Origin of the sequence: Motiliproteus coralliicola (assembly GCF_003345655.1) — a bacterium.
Lineage (GTDB): Bacteria > Pseudomonadota > Gammaproteobacteria > Pseudomonadales > Balneatricaceae > Motiliproteus > Motiliproteus coralliicola.
In genome coordinates, this window is sequence record NZ_QQOH01000006.1 from 16380 (window position 1) to 33059 (window position 16680).

Genomic DNA, 16680 nt, shown 5'->3' on the forward strand with positions numbered 1-16680 from the left:
ACGCCCCATTCGGGGCGTTTTTTTTATCAGCCAGATTGCCTGGCGACTACGCTTTCGTAGCGAGCAAAAAACAGGCGGGACGGCTTACCGGATCTGGACCTGACCTTGGGGCCAATTCGATCTTTTTATAGAGCCAAACGCAGTTTTTCGGCGAAATTCATTGAACATTATCCAGTCAGCTTCTACCGTCGGTCGAGATAATAACAACATTACAACACTGTTAAGGGGCACTGCTCATGTCGTTCTCAGTGACTCAAAAAATCTCCCTGGGATTCACCCTACTGGTCATCTCGATTCTGGTGGTCGGTGCTGGCGGACTCTGGGGTAGCAGCCATATCAACCAGCGTCTGCATCAAATCACCGAACGCTCGCTACCACTTAGCGACGCCAGTTCCGGCCAATTGATCTCACTGCAGCAAGCCGGCATCGCGATCCTGAAATTGCTGGCCGAGCAAGGTGCCGATAATGAGATGCGCGAACAGATGCAGCAGCAGTTCGAGCAGCAACTGGCACTGTTCGATCAGCAGCAGGAGCGCTTATTGCAGCTGGTCGGCGATGACACCCAGCTACAGCAGCTGAGCGGCCAGACCGCCGGCATCAAGGCCGAGTACGCCAGCGCGGCGGCCGAACTGATGACTCAGCACCAACAGCAGATCAGTGCCATCCTTCGGGTCAAGCAGAAGCAGAGCCGCTTCCAGCGTCAGATCGACAGCCTCAGCAACTGGGGCCAGCAGTATATCTCCCGCGCCGCCAGCAACCCCAATGCCGCCTTGGCCGAAGCCCGCGGGTTGATGCGGGCAACCAACGATCATAAAAGCCAGCTGATCAACTATCAGCAGAGCGGCGACTTCCCGACGTTGGAAGAGGAGCTCAATGACACCAAGGGTGAGCTGCAAAGCGCGTTCGACGAGCTACTGCAGGCCGATAGCAGCAGCGGCCGGGTCAAGGTACTGATCCGGGATCTGAACGAGCAGCTCTATTCCGACAACGGCCTGACCGCGCTCTATCGACAGGCTTATCTGGGTGCACAGCAACTCGAGCAGCAGCTTCACCGCACCGAAGAATTGCTGCAACAATCGCAGGATTCCGCCCAGCAGATGAGCCTGCTGGCCCAGCAACGCTCCGAGGCGCTGGAGATCGAAGCCGACCAGGCCAGCAAGGTCAGCCAGATGCTGATTATCGCCCTGCTGATCGGTGCGACGCTGCTGGCCATCGTCACCAGCCTGGCATCGGTCCGGGCCATCTCCCGGCCGCTACGCAAGACCCTGACTCGCCTGGCTGAACTGGCCGAAGGCGATATGCAGGTCCGTTTCCCGCAGAAGCAGGATGATGAGTTCGGTCGTCTGGGACGCGCACTCAACACCCTGGTTGATCAACTCTCGAGCACCCTGAATCAGATCAGTACCGGCGCCGATCAACTGAACCGGGTGGCTGAGAGCAACGCCGAGATCAGCCGCAGCACCACCGACTCGATGGCCAGCCAGAGCCAGCAGCTGGAGCTGACCTCCTCGGCCGCTGCCGAGCTGGAATCCACCGTTGCCGAAGTCGCCAGCCATGCCGAAAGCACCCTGGTAGCGGTACAGCAGTGCAACCAGTTGGGCAGCGATGCCACCGAGCAGGTTCAACATACCCACGAACGGATCGAACAGCAGAGCAAGGCGCTCGAATCCGCGGTCAAGGACAGCGATCAGCTACGCAACTACGGCCAGCAGATCGACTCGATCCTGGATACGATCGGGGATATCGCCGAGCAGACCAACCTGCTGGCGCTGAATGCTGCCATCGAGTCCGCCCGTGCCGGTGAGCATGGCCGTGGATTCGCCGTGGTCGCCGATGAAGTTCGCAAACTGGCCGGCCGGACCCAGAACTCGACCCACGAGATCCAGCAGATGGTCGAGAATATGCAGACCAGCATCCGCCGGGTCAGCGACGTGATCAGTGACAGTGTCGAGCAGTCCCGCCTGTGTGTCAGCAGTGCCGACAGTTCAAGAGATGCGCTGCAGCAGATCGATCAGGCCACCGCCGAGATCCATCGCATGAGCACCCAGATCGCGGAAGCTGCCACCCAGCAAAAGGTGGCGGTCGAAGAGGTCAGCCGAACCCTGGTGACCATCAACCAGGATGCCGGCGATACCGCCAGCGGCGCAGAACAGGTCTCCCATGCCAGCGAACAGCTGGTCGATATCGCACACCAGCAGCAGGACCTGATCAATCACTTCAAACTGCCGCAAAACAACACCGGACAGGAATCCTAATCCAATCTCGGAACGGCTTGAGCAAGCTCAAATTAGACCCCTGCTCTACGGCGGCCTGCTGGCCGCTGCCACCGGGTTTTTGCTACCATGCTCGCAACCCAGCCGAGGCGGATGCCACGCCCCGGCTTTAGTCATGTTAGGGATTCGAGTATGCAACTAACCCACCGTTTTCGACGCCTGCGTCGCACCAGCGCGCTGCGCGATATGGTCCGTGAAACTCAACTGTCCGTCGACGACCTGATCCTGCCGATCTTCATCGAGGAAGGGATCAGCGATCCGGTCGAGATCAAGACTCTGCCCGGCGTCAGCCGCTACCCTGAAGAGCAGCTGCCAGAACTGGTGCAGCAAGCCTGGGAGGCCGGTATCAAGTCGGTGATCCTGTTCGGTATCTCGCATCACAAGGACGCAATCGGCTCCGACACCTGGAACGAAGACGGCCTGCTGGCGCGAATGATCCGCAGCGCCAAGGAAGCCGCACCGGAGATGGTGGTAATCTCCGACAACTGCTTCTGCGAATACACCGAGCATGGCCACTGCGGGGTGATCTGCGACCACGACGTCGACAACGACGCCACCCTGGCCAACCTGCAGAAACAGGTGCTGGTCGCGGCCCGTGCCGGCGTCGATATGATCGCTCCGTCGGGCATGATGGACGGTATGATCGCGGCGATCCGCGAAGCGCTGGACGCCAACGGCTTCGAGCATATTCCGGTGATGTCCTACTCCACCAAGTTCTCCTCCAACTTCTACGGCCCGTTCCGTGAAGCGGTCGACAGCAACTTCAACGGTACCCGCGACAGCTACCAGCTCGACTACGGCAATCGCCGCGAGGCACTGGCTGAATCGCTGCGTGACGTTGAAGAGGGCGCGGACATCCTGATGGTCAAACCAGGCATCGCCTACCTCGACCTGCTCAGCGATATTCACCAGCACACCCACAAGCCGCTGGCGGTTTACCAGGTCAGTGGTGAATACGCGATGATCCAGTTCGGCCACCAGGCCGGCGCCATCGACGGCCCCTCCGTGATGATGGAGAGCCTGATCGCGTTCAAGCGCGCCGGTGCCGACCTGATCATCACCTACTTCGCGCTGGATGCCGCCAAGCTGCTGAAGCAGTAACGACCCACAGCTGTTACCCTGTTGCTGATCAACGGCAACAGGGCCTTTATATGAATAGCTCCATGCGCCACCCGGCCAGACAAGTGCTCTACCTGGCCTACGGCTCCAACCTTCATCCACAACGCCTTGGCGCCCGCCTGAGCCGATGTACCCTAGTTGCTCGAGTCGAAATTGCCGACCGACGCTTGGATTTTTCCAAGCGTGGCCGAGATGGCAGCGGCAAGTGCACCCTGACCGAACTTCCCGGCCATACCAGCTTCGGCGCCCTGTTCCAGATTCCTGCCGATCAGATTCCGCTACTCGATCGCATTGAAGGGGGCTACCAACGGTTGTCCATTGGGCTGGATCTCGATGGGAAGCGGCAGGAAGGCTTTACCTACCTTGCCGAACCGGCCTTGATCGAAACCACTCTGCTCCCGTTTGACTGGTACCTGGCACTGGTCACCCTGGGGGCGCGATACCTGGGACTTCCCCCTCAGTACCAACAGCAGTTGGCCATCCAGCAGAGCAGGCAGGATCTGCGTCCCGAGGCCGAGGTCAGTTATCAACAAATAGCACCGCTTGATCATCCGGATCATCGCCGCTGTCAGCACGAACTGCTGGAAGCGAAACTGATCGACTGGAGGATTTGATTGAATTGAGCGCCGAATCAGTCAGTGCGATAAACACCAGGGCGCTAATAGGAACCGCAATCAGGCGTCGCCCGGATTCGAACGACGCCTATCGCAGCCGGTATAACTGGTGGTTCGAACCAGCTTCAGTAGGTTGAAACACCACTTGGCTGGTCGTCAGCCTTCTGGCTCTCGAGCTGCTCGGTTTGCTGTTGTTCAACCGCCGGCTGTTGCTTTTCTTCCTGGCTGGGCAGGTACACATAGGTGTAGGTCAGCACCGCCAGGGTGAATAGGATGACGATGATTTCGCCTTTGCTGAAACCCGCTTGTGACTTCAGCGTCTTTTGCAATTGCTTGGGCATCGATAGTCCTTAGGAATGGGTTTATTCGACCTCGACCAGCTCGTAGCTGTGGCTGATCTCCACACCACCCTTCTCCAGCATGATCGACGCAGAGCAGTACTGCTCTGCCGACAAGCTGACGGCCCGCTTGACGTGGGCTTCCTTGAGATTACGACCGGAAACGACAAAGTGCAGATGGATCTTGGTAAATACCGCCGGTACCGCGTCAGCCCGTTCGGCCTCGATCTCGGTACGACAGTCGACCACATCCTGACGGGTTTTCTTCAGGATGCTCATCACATCGAAACTGGAGCAGCCGCCAAGTCCCAGCAACACCATCTCCATCGGTCGGGCGCCCTGATTCTTGCCGCCGTGATCCTCCGGGCCATCCATGGTGTAGGTGTGGCCGGTGCCGGTGGTGCCGTCGAAGCGGGCGTCGCCGCCCCAATTGATGCTGACTTTCATACGAGGAATTCTGCTCTTTTAATTATTCGGTTTGGAAATGTTCGGTTGTTTGTTGGCTCAGCGCTTAAGCAAACAGCGCCTGCAGCTCGCTGCCCGGCTCTTCGGCCCGCATAAAGGCTTCACCGACCAGGAAAGCATGGACATCATGGTCCCGCATCGCCTGCACATCGTCACGGTTAAGAATGCCGCTCTCGGTGACCACCAGACAGTCGGCCGGAATCGAGTCCAGCAGTTGATAGGTGTTGTTCAGGCTGACCTCGAAGCTATGCAGATCGCGGTTGTTGATACCCACCAGCTTGGCGTCCACTTTCAACGCCCGTTGCAGCTCTTCGGCATTGTGGACTTCGATCAGCACATCCATCCCCAGCTCAACGGCCAGGTCATGCAGGCTGCTCATCTGGGCATCATCCAGCGCCGCGACGATCAGCAGGATACAGTCCGCGCCCAGAGCACGGGCTTCGACCACCTGGTAAGGGTCGATAATAAAATCCTTGCGGATCACCGGCAGCTCGCAAGCGCGTCGGGCCTGTTGCAGGTAGGCATCGCCACCCTGGAAGAAGTCCACATCGGTCAGCACCGACAGACAGCTGGCACCACCCTTTTGATAGCTTTGCGCAATCGCGGCCGGATCGAAGTTCTCCCGAATCACCCCTTTGCTGGGCGAGGCTTTCTTGGCCTCGGCGATTACCGCCGAACGCCCCTCGGCAATAGTGCTACGCATCGAGGCAACAAACCCCCGGGGAGCGTACCAGTCGTCGGCCTGCTGGGATTCGATCTGACGGTACAGATCATCGATCGATACCTTGGCGCTACGCTCGGCAATCTCTTCACGCTTGCGTTGCAGGATCTTCAACAAAATGGTCGGGGTATTGGTATCCATGAACTACAAAAACCTTAGAAAATTATTCGGCTAGCTGGTTGGACAGTTCCACCAGCGCCGCAAGTTTGGCTTCGGCGCTTCCGTCCTGCAGGATCGCAGCCGCCTTGTCGACACCGGCCTGCAGCGACTCGGCCAGCCCGGCCACGTAGATCGCCGCACCGGCATTGAGTTTGATGATATCGGCGGCGGCACCGGCCTTGCCCGACAGTACTTCACGAACCAGCGCTAGCGACTGCTCGGCATTGTCGACCACCAGCGGATCCAGCGGCTGGCTATTCAGACCCAGCTGCTCCGGCGTCAGTATGTACTCACTGATCTGACCGTCTTTGAGCTCGGCCACCAGCGTCGGCCCGGCAATACTGATCTCGTCCAGACCATCTTCGGCATGTACCACCATCACATGACGGCTGCCCAGACGCTGCAGCACTTCCGCCAACGGCCGCACCCAGTCACGGCTGAACACACCAAGTACCTGGTTCGGTGCTCCGGCCGGATTGGTCAACGGGCCGAGCACGTTGAACACGGTGCGTACCCCCATCTCACGACGCGGGCCGATCGCATGCTTCATGGCACTGTGGTGAGCCGGCGCAAACATAAAACCGACACCCAGATGTTCGATACACCGGCCAACCTGTTCCGGTGACAGTCCCAGGTTCACTCCGGCGGCCTCGAGCAGATCCGCACTACCGCTGGAGCTGGAGATCGAGCGGTTGCCGTGCTTGGCTACCCGGCCTCCGGCGGCGGCCACCACGAAGGAGCCGGCAGTGGAGACATTGAAGATACCGGCACCATCGCCGCCGGTACCGCAGGTATCGACCACATGATCACCGCTGACCTGAACTCCCGAGGCCAGCTCGCGCATCACCTGGGCGGCACCAGCCACCTCGTCGACGGTCTCACCTTTCATTCGCAGTGCGATCAGGAAGCCGCCGATCTGAGCCTGGGTTGCCTCGCCGGTCATGATGGTACGCATCACCGACTGCATCTGTTCTGAAGTTAGGCTTTCGCCTTCGGTCAGGGCTTTGATCGCTGCCTGAATTTCCATCTGCATCTCCGCTTCTGAGCTATTGGCTTCGTGGGTCGGTATTTGGCTTGTTCGTACTTACTCGGGCTGAGTCAGTCTCACTCAGCGGTCGAGGAAGTTTTTCAGCATCTTATGACCGTGATCGGTCAGGATCGACTCGGGGTGGAATTGGACCCCTTCGATATCGAGGGTCTTGTGCCGGACCCCCATAATCTCTTCCACCAGCCCCTCTTCGGTCTCGGTCCAGGCGGTAACCTCGAGGCAATCCGGCAGACTCTCCTGCGCGATCACCAGCGAGTGGTAACGGGTGGCATCAAACGGGTTATCCAGGCCCTGAAACACCCCTTTGTCGTGGTGAAACACCTTGGACACCTTGCCGTGCATTACCTGGCCGGCGCGGACAATCTCACCGCCGAATACCTGGCCGATGCTCTGATGCCCCAAACAGATCCCCAGAATCGGCAGCTTTCCGGCGAAGTGCTTGATCGCCTCCATCGAGATCCCCGCTTCATTGGGGGTACAGGGACCGGGGGAGATCACCAGATGGTCGGGGTTTAGCGCCTCGATCTTGTCGATGCTGATCTCGTCGTTGCGGTAGACCTGCACATCGGCCCCCAACTCACCAAAATACTGCACCACGTTGTAGGTGAAGGAGTCGTAATTGTCGATCATCAGCAGCATGGGTAAACCTATCTATCGCGGGCTGTTCGGCCGTTACGGCTGTGGTTAAAGGCCGGTCATTATGTCGCAGTTATCGGGTAGATGCGAGTCCGCGCCCAAGCCGACTCAACGGCGCTTCAGCTCCGCCAGCAGGGCTTGGAAAGCGGCGGTCAGATCCGGATCACCGCCGGCCAACGACAGCCCCCGCTGAGCCAGCTGCTTCGCTCGAGTCCGATCGTTCATGTGCAGCCGCAGCCGTGCCAGTTGCAGATAAACCATCGGGTCGCGTGGCGAGATCCGCTGGGCCCGCTCCAGTTGCGCTAAAGCGCCGCGCATATCACCGCGAGACTCCATCGCATCGGCCTTTTCCATCAGTGCCAACAGTGCCGGTGACGGACCTGCATAAGTCACACTGCTGGGCGGCGCCTGCTGTGGCACCACCGGGGCGCTGGACTCGATCGGTTCGATCGGCTCGACCGGGTAGCTGCGGGCAGGCTCGCCCGCTTGCGGGTAGTCGGACTCCGAGCCGCTTGTGGCTGGGCTGTCAGGTTGCGGATAGCTTGGAGGCGGCGGATCGACCCGCGTCGAAGGCGAAATCGTACCGGTAGATGAGCGCTGGCTGCGATCTTCGATTGGAACGTTGTAATTGGGCGCCGCGCAGCCGGCCAGCAACAGCAGCAAGCCCAGCGGTAGCATTTTTGAGAGCATCGGATTCATCGACAGGTCCACGGCCAAAACCCCAGTTTAATCCCGGCGCTAACCGCCAAACAAGCGCCGGAACCAGTCGGAGGCCCGCCGCACCGGTGCCTGTATACCACAGTCGTGCTTACGCTGTGGTTCGGAGCCGACGATATACGGGACCAACCGCGCGTTGGGACAGCCCTGCTCGGTCTGCACTCCCAGGCTCTCATCGACCCACAGGTACTGCACATCCGGAGGTGGTACCGCCTGGTAACTGGCCGGACGCAGTTTGGCCATCAACTCGGCCCAGACCTGCAGCGCGCCACTGCTACCGGTCAACGGCGTCGGTCGGTTGTCGTCATGACCCAGCCAGACCACCGCCAGGTAGTCACCGGTAAAGCCGGCAAACCAGCTGTCTCGCTGATCGTTGGTAGTACCGGTCTTACCGGCCATATTGAGCGAATCCGGGAAGCGACGATACAACGATTTAGCCGTCCCCTCGCGCACCGTCTCCTGCAGCGCATATTGGATCAGGTGGATCGGTGCCGGGTCGAACTGCTGCTGCAATTCAAACGGATAACTCGACAGCAACGAACCCTCGGCGGTCAGCACCGAACGGATCGCCCGCTGCGGGGTCTCGAAACCGTTGGCGGCGATGGTCTGGTATAGCTGCGACACCTCCAACGGACTAAGGCTCAACGAGCCCAGCAAGGTCGCCGGATAGGGCTTGATATCACGCCGTACCCCCAGTCGTTCAAGCGCATCGATCACCCGCGCCATACCCTGATCCATCCCCAGATTGGCGGTGGCCAGGTTATAGGAGCGCGATAGCGCCTGGTGCAGCGGCACCCGACCATGGGCTTTCTTATCGAAGTTATTGGGGCTCCAGACCGAACCGTCCGGGTTTTGAAGTTGCAACGGCTGATCTTCAATAGGGGTCGACAGGGTGTACTGTTCGGGCCGTTCCAATGCCGCCAGATAGACGGCCGGTTTGACCAGCGAACCGATCGGCCGGATCGCATCCAGCGCTCGGTTAAAGCCCTGATAGCGCGGTTCACGATCACCAACCACGGCGACCACTTCGCCGGTCTGACTGTTGGCCACCACCATCGCGCCCTGCAGCCCCTTGAGTTTTTTGCCGTGATGTTTCTGCAATCGGGCCGTGACTTGCTTAAGGCTAGCTTCGGCCTGACGCTGTACGATCGGGTCCAGACTGGTGAACACCTGCAGCCCCTCGGATGAAAGGTCCTCCTGGCGGTACTCCTTACGCAGTTGGCGCTTGACCAGATCCAGGTAGGCCGGGAAGGCCCCCTTGGTCAGGCTGCTCTTGGCCACCACTCCCAGCGGTCGACGACTGAGCTGCTCTGCCTGAGCTTCGCTGATCAGGCCCTGCTGGCCCAATAGCTTCAATACCAGATTACGGCGCTGAGTAGCCCGTTCAGGTCGGCGCCGCGGGTCGTAGTAGGACGGTCCTTTGACCAAGCCGGCCAGCAATGCCAGCTGATCCACAGACAGGCTGTCGAGTGGCCTACCGAAATAGTAATTACTGGCCAATCCGAAACCGTGAATCGCCCGTGAGCCGGCTTGCCCCAGGTAGACCTCATTGAGGTAAGCCTGAAGAATTTCGTCCTTGCTGTAGTGCAGTTCCAGCAGCATCGCCATCGGCGCTTCGGTCAGCTTTCGTGCCAGGCTTCGCTCGCTGGTCAGGAAGTAGTTTTTCACCAGCTGCTGGGTCAGGGTACTGCCGCCCTGCACCAGGCGACCGGCGCGGACATTGGCCCACATCGCCCGCGCGATCCCCTTCAGTGAGATCCCGTGGTGAGTGTAGAAATTGCGGTCTTCGACGGCGATCAACGCCTGTACCAGCGTCTCGGGGACCTGATCGAGCTTAACCAGCTCGCGATCTTCGTTATCGGCCGGATAGATTCCACCGACCAGCACCGGCTCCAGCCGCGCTACCGCCAGCGAGCGCCCGCCGCTGCTGAGTGTCTGCAACCGACCATCGCCGAAGCGCAGGTCCAACGGTCGTGACGGTTCGGCACCGTCAGCAAACTCAAACCCACGACTGACCAGCTCGACCCGCCAGGACTGAACCTTGGCTTCGCCGGGACGACGCGGACGATCGACCATTCGATAGCCCAGCTGCTTCAGCTCGATCGCCAACTCATCGGCGCGCAGATCCCTACCGGCGTAGAGCTCCAGCGGTCGAGCATAAACCTTGGCCGGCAACGCCCAACGCTTGCCCTCGAACTTGCTGCGGATACTGGCATCCAGATAGACCAGCCCCAACGCCGCCAATACCGACAGCGCCAGCCCTAACTTGAACAGCAAACCCCACAGCGACCGACGCTGTCCGGATTTCTTAGCCTTGCCGGCTTTAGCAGCGGCCGCTTTTGATTTAACACTCTTTTTCGCCATGGCGCGCAGTATAATCGACTCTGTTGAATGAATGGGAACTGACCGAGATGACGAGTGCCGAACTGATCAACAATCTGCAGCATCCGCAACGGTTCGACCATCCGGTCACCACCTTCGAACTGATCGAAACCCATATCTCCTGGGTGCTATTGACCGGTCCTTTTGCCTATAAATTCCGCAAACCGGTCGATTTTGGTTTTCTCGACTTTACCACGCTGGAAAAACGCTTCGATGACTGCCTTCACGAGCTGCGATTAAACCGGCGTTTTTCACCCGCGCTCTACCATGGGCTGGTTAAAATCATCGGTACCCCTCAGGCACCGCAACGAGTCAACGTCGATGAAACCGAGCCACTCGATCCGCAGGCCCTCGACTATGGGGTGCAAATGCGCCAGTTCGAGCAGCCGCAATTGCTCAGCGAGCTTGAACTAAAGCAACAGCTACCCGAAGCCGAACTGCTGCATCTGGCCACCGAGCTGGCCGGAATTCACGCCCGGGCTCCCGCCGATCCCCCTGACCCGAGTCTGGGCAGCGTAGAAACCGTGCGCTACGTGATGCAGCAGAACTTTGATCAGTGTCGCCCCTATCTGGAGCTTCTCGAGTCCGATGAGCCGGATCTGTTGCAGCTGCTGAACCGGGTAGAACAGCAGTATCTGCAGCGCTTTGCCGCCCAGCAGGACTTGCTGCAACGACGCCAGGATCAGGGCCTGATCCGCGAATGCCACGGCGACCTGCATTTGGGCAATATCGCCCTGGTGGACGGCCGCGCCTGTCCGTTCGACTGCATCGAATTCAACCCGCGTTATCGCTGGCTCGATCCGCTTAACGACCTGGCTTTTCTGTTGATGGATCTGCAACTGCGCGGCCATCGGCAGCTGAGCTACCGACTGCTGAATCGCTATCTGGAGCAGAGTCCGGATTACACCGGCGCCGGCCTGCTGCCGCTGTATATGGCCTACCGTTCGATGGTACGGGCCAAGGTCAGCCTGCTGGGTAGCGGCGAGCCGGGTCTGCCGCTGCCCCCCGCGCTACGGGACGATCTGCTGCTACACCTGCAACTGGCGGAACAACTGCTGCAACCCACTCCGTCTGCGAAGCGGGGACGCTTGGTGCTGATGCAAGGCCCTTCCGGCAGCGGCAAAAGCTGGTTGTCGCAACAGCTTCTGGAGCAGCAACCCTGGCTGCGACTGCGCTCAGATCGACTCCGCAAACAGTTGCATCAACGGCAACCGGAGCTGCCCCGCTACGGCGACAGCCTCAACCAGGCCACCTATCGACAGCTGCTTAAGGACGGCTCCAGCCTGATGGCACAGGGCTTCGATGTGATTATCGATGCTGCTTTTCTCCGGGCGGATCAACGCCGTCCATTTATCGAGCTAGCCGGGCAGCATGACTGGTCGGTCAACATTCTGTGCTGCGATACCAACGCATCCCGATTGGCCGAACGGATCGAAATCCGGCAATCAAGCCAGGACCCATCGGAGGCTACCGTGGCGGTGATGGAGCAGCAGCTGCAGAATCGGGAGCCGCTGTCGGAGGAGGAGGCGGCGGTCAGTATCCAGATCGATACAGACCGACCGGAGCAGGTCGAAGCCTGCTTGAGACTGTTAAGTCGGAATTAGCTTATCCCTCGCGCTCGAGGTCGCGAACGATATTGCGCATGGTCTTCCAGGTCTCGACATCGATCGGACCGGCGTGACGATAACGCACGATGCCCTTGGCATCGACGATGTAAGTCTCCGGTGCGCCGTACACCCCTAGATCAAAACCCAGCTTGCCCTTGGGGTCGAAGATGTTGAACACGTAAGGGTTCTCGTACACCCGCAGCCACTTCTGGGCTTCCGGGGCGGTATCCTTGTAGTTCAAACCCACAATCGGGATATTGTCATCGCGGGCGATGCTCAGCAGCTGCGGGTGTTCGACCTTACAGGACGGACACCAGGTCGCCCAGATATTGACCAGGTGCGGCTGCTTGGGCAGATCCACCTTGGTCAATTGCTTAGCCTGATCCTGCAGGGCACTGAGTTCAAAGGCCGGGAAGGGCTTCCCCACCAGTGCAGAGGGCAGCTCACGCGGGTTCAGGGACAGCCCCTTGAACAGGAACGCCCCCAACACCAGTGCCAGGATGATCGGAATAAACAGTAATGCACGGCGCGTATTCATGATCTTAACTACTCCAAACTCGAATCAGCTGGACGCTTTAGCAGCGCCCATCCGTTTACGACTGTAACGTTTGTCCATCGCTGCCAGCAGGCCACCGATCGACATAAAGATGGCGCCTAGCCAGATCCAGCGCACAAACGGCTTGAACTGGAACCGAACCGCCCAGGCACCGTCCTCCAACTCTTCACCCAGCGCCACATAGAGATCACGAAACAGGCCCGGATCGATCGCCGCTTCGGTCATGATTTGACGGGTGGTGGTGTAGAAGCGCTTCTCCGGGGCCAGTGTCGTGTAGGGCCGGCCGTCTAGAGTGACTTCGAACACCCCTTGATCACTGATGAAGTTCGGACCTTCGATTTTACGCACATCGGTAAAGGTCAGGCTGTAATCGCCCAACGTCATGGTATCGCCGATCGCCATCCGCAGATCACGTTCGTCGTTGTAGATCGTCACCATGGTGATACCGACGATGGTGATACCGACGCCGATGTGGGCCAGCACCATGCCCCAGAACGCCCGCGACAGTTTGAATACCGCCGCCAGCTTGTCGGTCTTGTTGGCGACCTTGTTCATCACATCGCGGAACGAGATGAACAACACCCAGGCCATCAGGCCACCGCCCAGCGCGCCCCACCAGTCCATCGCACCGGCGTAGACAAACGGGGTGGCAATACCGGCCAGCACACAGAGCAGCGCGATAACACCGAGGGTGCGCCACATCTGGCCACCGTTACGCTTCCAGCGCGACAGGGTACCGACACCGATAAACAGCGTCAGCAGACTCATGAACGGAACGAAGAAAGCGTTGAAGTAGGGAGGCCCCACCGACAGTTTACCCATTCCCAGTGCGTCAACGATCAGCGGGTACAGGGTACCCAGCAGCACGGTGATACAGACCACGGTCAGGATAATGTTGTTGACCAGCAGGAAGCTTTCACGCGACACCAGGGTAAAGTTGGAGTCGCTTTTCACGCTCGGAGCCTTGAGGGCATAAAGCAACAGCGAACCGCCAACGGTGATTGCCAGCAGCACCAGCACAAACATACCACGGGTCGGATCGGTGGCAAAGGCGTGTACCGAGGTCAGTACCCCGGAACGCACCAGGAAGGTACCCAGCAGGCTCAGCGAGAAGGCGAAGATCGCCAGCAGCAGGGTCCAGTTCTTGAACACGCCGCGCTTCTCGGTCACCGCCAGCGAGTGCACCAGCGCGGTACCGATCAGCCAGGGCATAAAGGAGGCGTTTTCGACCGGATCCCAGAACCACCAGCCGCCCCAGCCCAGCTCGTAGTAAGCCCACCAGCTGCCCAGTGCGATACCCAGAGTCAGGAATACCCAGGCCACGTTGGTCCAGGGCCGCGACCAGCGTGCCCAGGCCGCATCCAACTTACCGCTCAACAGCGCCGCGATAGCAAAGGCGAACGCCACCGAGAAGCCCACATAGCCCATATAGAGCATCGGCGGATGGAAGATCAGTCCCGGATCCTGCAACAGCGGGTTCAGGTCGGCGCCGTCGGCCGGAAAATTAGGCAGGTAACGGGTAAACGGACTGGAAGTCAGCAGTACAAACAGGCCGAAACCGATGATGATGATCCCCATCACCGCCAGCACTCGCGCCAGGATCTCCTGTGGCATCTCTTTACTGAAGATGCTGACCGCGAAGGTCCAACAGGCCAGGATCCACAGCCACAGCAGCAGCGAGCCCTCGTGGCCGCCCCAGACCGCACTGAGTTTGAACTCCAGCGGCAGGGCCGTATTGGAGTGATTGGCGACATACTGAACCGAGAAATCATCGGTCCAAAAGGCGTAAAACAGACAGCCAAAGCTGAAGGTCAGCAGCGCAAACACGCCGGCAGTCAACGGACGGGCATAACCCATCAGCTGGGCGTTTCCGCTGCTGGCGCCCACCAGCGGCACGACCGCCAGGGCAATACTCAGGCACAGCGCTAGAATCAGCGAGAAGGTACCAAACTCGGGGATCATCGGCGCTTAACCTCCGGCCTTAGGTGTTGCATCCTGACCGTCAGCCGTCTTACCGGCTGCGTCCAGGGCTTCCTGTACTTCGGGGGGCATGTAGTTTTCATCGTGCTTGGCCAGCACTTCAGACGCTACAAAGATGCCCTGCTCGTTCATTTCACCCATCGCCACAATACCCTGCCCTTCGCGGAACAGGTCGGGCAGGATGCCGGTGTATTCAACGGTGATATCGGACTCGTAATCGGTCAGACCAAAGTTAACCTTCAGGCTCTGCTGGTCACGATTAACACTGCCGTCCACCACCATGCCACCGGCACGAATCCGCTGACCGATCGGTGCTTCACCGCTGGCGATCTGAGTTGGTGAGAAGAACAGGTTGATGTTCTGATTCAGCGCATAGAGCGACAAACCGACGGCGGCACTCACACCCACGACAATAGACAGCACTAGTGCCAGTCGTTTTTTGCGTTTGGGGGTCATCTTCAACTACCTCAAAAACTAGAATTCTTGCTCGGTCATGCAGGTTTACTGCACGACCTGATCGATCAATACGGTGACCGGCTGCTGATGGCCACTGACCGCCACCGGAGTCACCTGACCACGCAGGTCGCCCGGCTGCAGGTTGACATCACCAGAGCGGCTGACACTGGCCCGCAGCTGCACCTGCTGGTGGGCAGACAGCTTGGCCATCGGCGTCATTGCCATTGAATCGTCCAAAATCAGTTCGGCGGGCAGGTCGCTCAATTTCAGGCGCGCAGCTGCCAGCGGCATCTTCGGCCCATCGACCGGTTGGGCGAACACGAACACCGTGGTGTCGGCGGCCAAACCGTTGGCCAGTTCCGGCGCCAGCTCCACCCGTACCGGGATCAGCGCCGCCATGGCAGGATCGGTTTCACTAGGTGCAGCACTCGGTGCTGCCGGAATCTTCGGTTCGTAGACCACGCCCTGCTGGGCCAGATTGGCTTTGGCCTGCTCGATCATGTCGACCACACCGTTACGGCTGGGGCTTTCCGGATCGGTCTCGATCAGCTGGGTCCAATATTCGATTGCGGCGATGAAGTCGCCCTGGGTATAGGCCGCGATGCCCTGCAGTCCGAGAGCACCCGGATCCTCCGGATTCAGCTCCAAGGCCTTATCCAGTAGTTGTTGTACCTCGTCGGTTACCCGGTGATCGTTGACGAAGTAAAGCGCCTGGGCCTGCTGGCTCAAAATTTCGGCCTGCTCACCGATCAGATCGGTCAAGCGTCCGTAAGCCCAAGCCGCTTCCTTATAGTTCTCCAAAGTCATGTAGGTGCGGGCCAGGATAAACCAGCCTTCGGGGTTGTCCGGTGACGCCTGCATCCGCTCACGGAGCATTTCCACCTGCTCTTCCAGTGACTGCGGATCATGCCCCTGCTGCTCTTCACCTTGCTGAACCACCGGTGCCGCCGGAATCGCCAGTTTATCGCTGGCGCCCCATTTCAGGTACATCACGATCGACAGTACCGGAACCAGTACACTCAGCCCCACCGGCAGCCAGATCGGTCCGCGCGAAGCAGCAGCCGATTGCTGTTGTGCTTCGGGTTCGTCGACCTCCTGCAGCAGGTTCTGTTCCAGCTCCAGCTTCAGCTCATCGAAGGCAGTCTGATCCAGATTGCCTTGGGCCAGTTCCTTCTCCAGCTCAGTCAGTCGCTGCTTGAAAATTTCGATATTGAGCTGATTACGATCGACCGCGGAGAGTTGCTGCTGAGGATCTGCTTTGCGCAGCCAGGGCCACCAAATGAACACCAGCGTCAGCACGATCAATACGGCCATCATCGACCAAAAAAGCGTCATCATAATCAGTAATTACACCAAAGAGAGGGATCTCAAGTTTTCGGTTGTCACATCCGAACATATCGTTATTGCCGGTCAAGCGGCCCTCTGCGGGCACTTCACTGCTCCGGCGTCATCGTAGACAGCGAAGCGGGGCAAAAGTTTGACCGATTTTACGCCAGCGCAGCATTATACTGCTTTGGCCCCCTATCGACAGTGCACAACGGCCACCATCAACAGATTTTGATCAAGCCTAAAGCGATGACATATATCCCCGCATTGATCTAATGCAATT

At 59.2% G+C, this 16680-nt stretch carries 15 protein-coding genes; 4 read left to right on the top strand and 11 right to left on the bottom strand.

Annotated elements, in window-relative coordinates:
- The first annotated feature begins 236 nt into the window (after nucleotides 1-236).
- From DV711_RS18005 to DV711_RS18015, 3 genes are all read left to right on the top strand, one after another.
- Nucleotides 237-2255 (top strand): methyl-accepting chemotaxis protein, encoded by a 2019-nt coding sequence (locus tag DV711_RS18005; RefSeq protein WP_114697140.1) that lies wholly within the window; start codon nucleotides 237-239, stop codon nucleotides 2253-2255.
- A gap of 150 nt (nucleotides 2256-2405) precedes the next feature.
- Nucleotides 2406-3374, top strand: coding sequence for a porphobilinogen synthase (hemB, locus tag DV711_RS18010; RefSeq protein WP_114697141.1), 969 nt, complete (start codon nucleotides 2406-2408; stop codon nucleotides 3372-3374).
- Between the two features lie 50 nt (nucleotides 3375-3424).
- The gene (locus tag DV711_RS18015) at nucleotides 3425-4006 is read left to right on the top strand and encodes a gamma-glutamylcyclotransferase family protein (protein ID WP_114697142.1); all 582 of its coding nucleotides are present in this window, start codon (nucleotides 3425-3427) and stop codon (nucleotides 4004-4006) included.
- A gap of 125 nt (nucleotides 4007-4131) precedes the next feature.
- Here DV711_RS18015 and DV711_RS18020 read toward each other — a convergent pair whose 3' ends face one another.
- The 7 genes from DV711_RS18020 to mrcB all read right to left on the bottom strand — a co-directional run bounded on the left by DV711_RS18020 (nucleotide 4132) and on the right by mrcB (nucleotide 10454).
- The gene (locus DV711_RS18020; RefSeq protein ID WP_114697143.1) at nucleotides 4132-4347 is read right to left on the bottom strand and encodes a hypothetical protein; all 216 of its coding nucleotides are present in this window, start codon (nucleotides 4345-4347) and stop codon (nucleotides 4132-4134) included.
- A gap of 21 nt (nucleotides 4348-4368) precedes the next feature.
- Nucleotides 4369-4791, bottom strand: coding sequence for an OsmC family protein (locus DV711_RS18025; RefSeq protein ID WP_114697144.1), 423 nt, complete (start codon nucleotides 4789-4791; stop codon nucleotides 4369-4371).
- 64 nt (nucleotides 4792-4855) lie between these two features.
- Nucleotides 4856-5671, bottom strand: a complete 816-nt coding sequence (gene trpC, locus DV711_RS18030) for an indole-3-glycerol phosphate synthase TrpC (RefSeq protein ID WP_114697145.1) — start codon at nucleotides 5669-5671, stop codon at nucleotides 4856-4858.
- Nucleotides 5672-5693: 22 nt separating this feature from the next.
- Nucleotides 5694-6716 carry an anthranilate phosphoribosyltransferase gene (gene trpD, locus DV711_RS18035; protein WP_114697146.1) on the bottom strand — a complete coding sequence of 341 codons (1023 nt, stop codon included), beginning with the start codon at nucleotides 6714-6716 and terminating at the stop codon, nucleotides 5694-5696.
- An 81-nt stretch (nucleotides 6717-6797) separates the two neighbouring features.
- Nucleotides 6798-7376, bottom strand: coding sequence for an anthranilate synthase component II (locus DV711_RS18040; protein WP_114697147.1), 579 nt, complete (start codon nucleotides 7374-7376; stop codon nucleotides 6798-6800).
- A 105-nt stretch (nucleotides 7377-7481) separates the two neighbouring features.
- A complete protein-coding gene (locus DV711_RS18045) occupies nucleotides 7482-8072 on the bottom strand; it encodes a tetratricopeptide repeat protein (RefSeq protein WP_133297484.1) in 591 nt (196 codons plus the stop codon).
- A 39-nt stretch (nucleotides 8073-8111) separates the two neighbouring features.
- Nucleotides 8112-10454 carry a penicillin-binding protein 1B gene (gene mrcB, locus DV711_RS18050; RefSeq protein WP_114697149.1) on the bottom strand — a complete coding sequence of 781 codons (2343 nt, stop codon included), beginning with the start codon at nucleotides 10452-10454 and terminating at the stop codon, nucleotides 8112-8114.
- Between the two features lie 47 nt (nucleotides 10455-10501).
- Between mrcB and DV711_RS18055 the strand changes: the two genes are divergently transcribed.
- Nucleotides 10502-12076 (top strand): bifunctional aminoglycoside phosphotransferase/ATP-binding protein, encoded by a 1575-nt coding sequence (locus DV711_RS18055; protein ID WP_133297485.1) that lies wholly within the window; start codon nucleotides 10502-10504, stop codon nucleotides 12074-12076.
- A 1-nt stretch (nucleotide 12077) separates the two neighbouring features.
- Here the strand turns inward: DV711_RS18055 and DV711_RS18060 are convergent, their stop codons facing one another.
- From DV711_RS18060 to ccmI, 4 genes are read right to left on the bottom strand one after another with little or no spacing between them, the layout of a single operon-like run.
- Nucleotides 12078-12617, bottom strand: a complete 540-nt coding sequence (locus tag DV711_RS18060; protein ID WP_114697151.1) for a DsbE family thiol:disulfide interchange protein — start codon at nucleotides 12615-12617, stop codon at nucleotides 12078-12080.
- Nucleotides 12618-12641: 24 nt separating this feature from the next.
- Entirely contained in the window at nucleotides 12642-14597 is a 1956-nt protein-coding gene (locus tag DV711_RS18065) for a heme lyase CcmF/NrfE family subunit (protein WP_114697152.1), read from the bottom strand.
- Nucleotides 14598-14603: 6 nt separating this feature from the next.
- Complete coding sequence (gene ccmE / locus DV711_RS18070; protein ID WP_114697153.1) at nucleotides 14604-15071, bottom strand: cytochrome c maturation protein CcmE; 468 nt, start codon at nucleotides 15069-15071, stop codon at nucleotides 14604-14606.
- Nucleotides 15072-15116: 45 nt separating this feature from the next.
- Nucleotides 15117-16409: a c-type cytochrome biogenesis protein CcmI gene (gene ccmI / locus DV711_RS18075; protein WP_114697154.1), complete on the bottom strand. Its 1293-nt coding sequence runs from the start codon at nucleotides 16407-16409 to the stop codon at nucleotides 15117-15119.
- Nucleotides 16410-16680: the final 271 nt, after the last annotated feature.

Bases quoted from the DNA above. Each gene is read 5' to 3' on its own strand.
- DV711_RS18005 (WP_114697140.1), top strand. From the start codon at position 237: ATGTCGTTCTCAGTGACTCAAAAAATCTCCCTGGGATTCACCCTACTG.
- hemB (WP_114697141.1), top strand. From the start codon at position 2,406: ATGCAACTAACCCACCGTTTTCGACGCCTGCGTCGCACCAGCGCGCTG.
- DV711_RS18015 (WP_114697142.1), top strand. From the start codon at position 3,425: ATGAATAGCTCCATGCGCCACCCGGCCAGACAAGTGCTCTACCTGGCC.
- DV711_RS18020 (WP_114697143.1), bottom strand. From the start codon at position 4,347: ATGCCCAAGCAATTGCAAAAGACGCTGAAGTCACAAGCGGGTTTCAGC.
- DV711_RS18025 (WP_114697144.1), bottom strand. From the start codon at position 4,791: ATGAAAGTCAGCATCAATTGGGGCGGCGACGCCCGCTTCGACGGCACC.
- trpC (WP_114697145.1), bottom strand. From the start codon at position 5,671: ATGGATACCAATACCCCGACCATTTTGTTGAAGATCCTGCAACGCAAG.
- trpD (WP_114697146.1), bottom strand. From the start codon at position 6,716: ATGGAAATTCAGGCAGCGATCAAAGCCCTGACCGAAGGCGAAAGCCTA.
- DV711_RS18040 (WP_114697147.1), bottom strand. From the start codon at position 7,376: ATGCTGCTGATGATCGACAATTACGACTCCTTCACCTACAACGTGGTG.
- DV711_RS18045 (WP_133297484.1), bottom strand. From the start codon at position 8,072: ATGAATCCGATGCTCTCAAAAATGCTACCGCTGGGCTTGCTGCTGTTG.
- mrcB (WP_114697149.1), bottom strand. From the start codon at position 10,454: ATGGCGAAAAAGAGTGTTAAATCAAAAGCGGCCGCTGCTAAAGCCGGC.
- DV711_RS18055 (WP_133297485.1), top strand. From the start codon at position 10,502: ATGACGAGTGCCGAACTGATCAACAATCTGCAGCATCCGCAACGGTTC.
- DV711_RS18060 (WP_114697151.1), bottom strand. From the start codon at position 12,617: ATGAATACGCGCCGTGCATTACTGTTTATTCCGATCATCCTGGCACTG.
- DV711_RS18065 (WP_114697152.1), bottom strand. From the start codon at position 14,597: ATGATCCCCGAGTTTGGTACCTTCTCGCTGATTCTAGCGCTGTGCCTG.
- ccmE (WP_114697153.1), bottom strand. From the start codon at position 15,071: ATGACCCCCAAACGCAAAAAACGACTGGCACTAGTGCTGTCTATTGTC.
- ccmI (WP_114697154.1), bottom strand. From the start codon at position 16,409: ATGATGACGCTTTTTTGGTCGATGATGGCCGTATTGATCGTGCTGACG.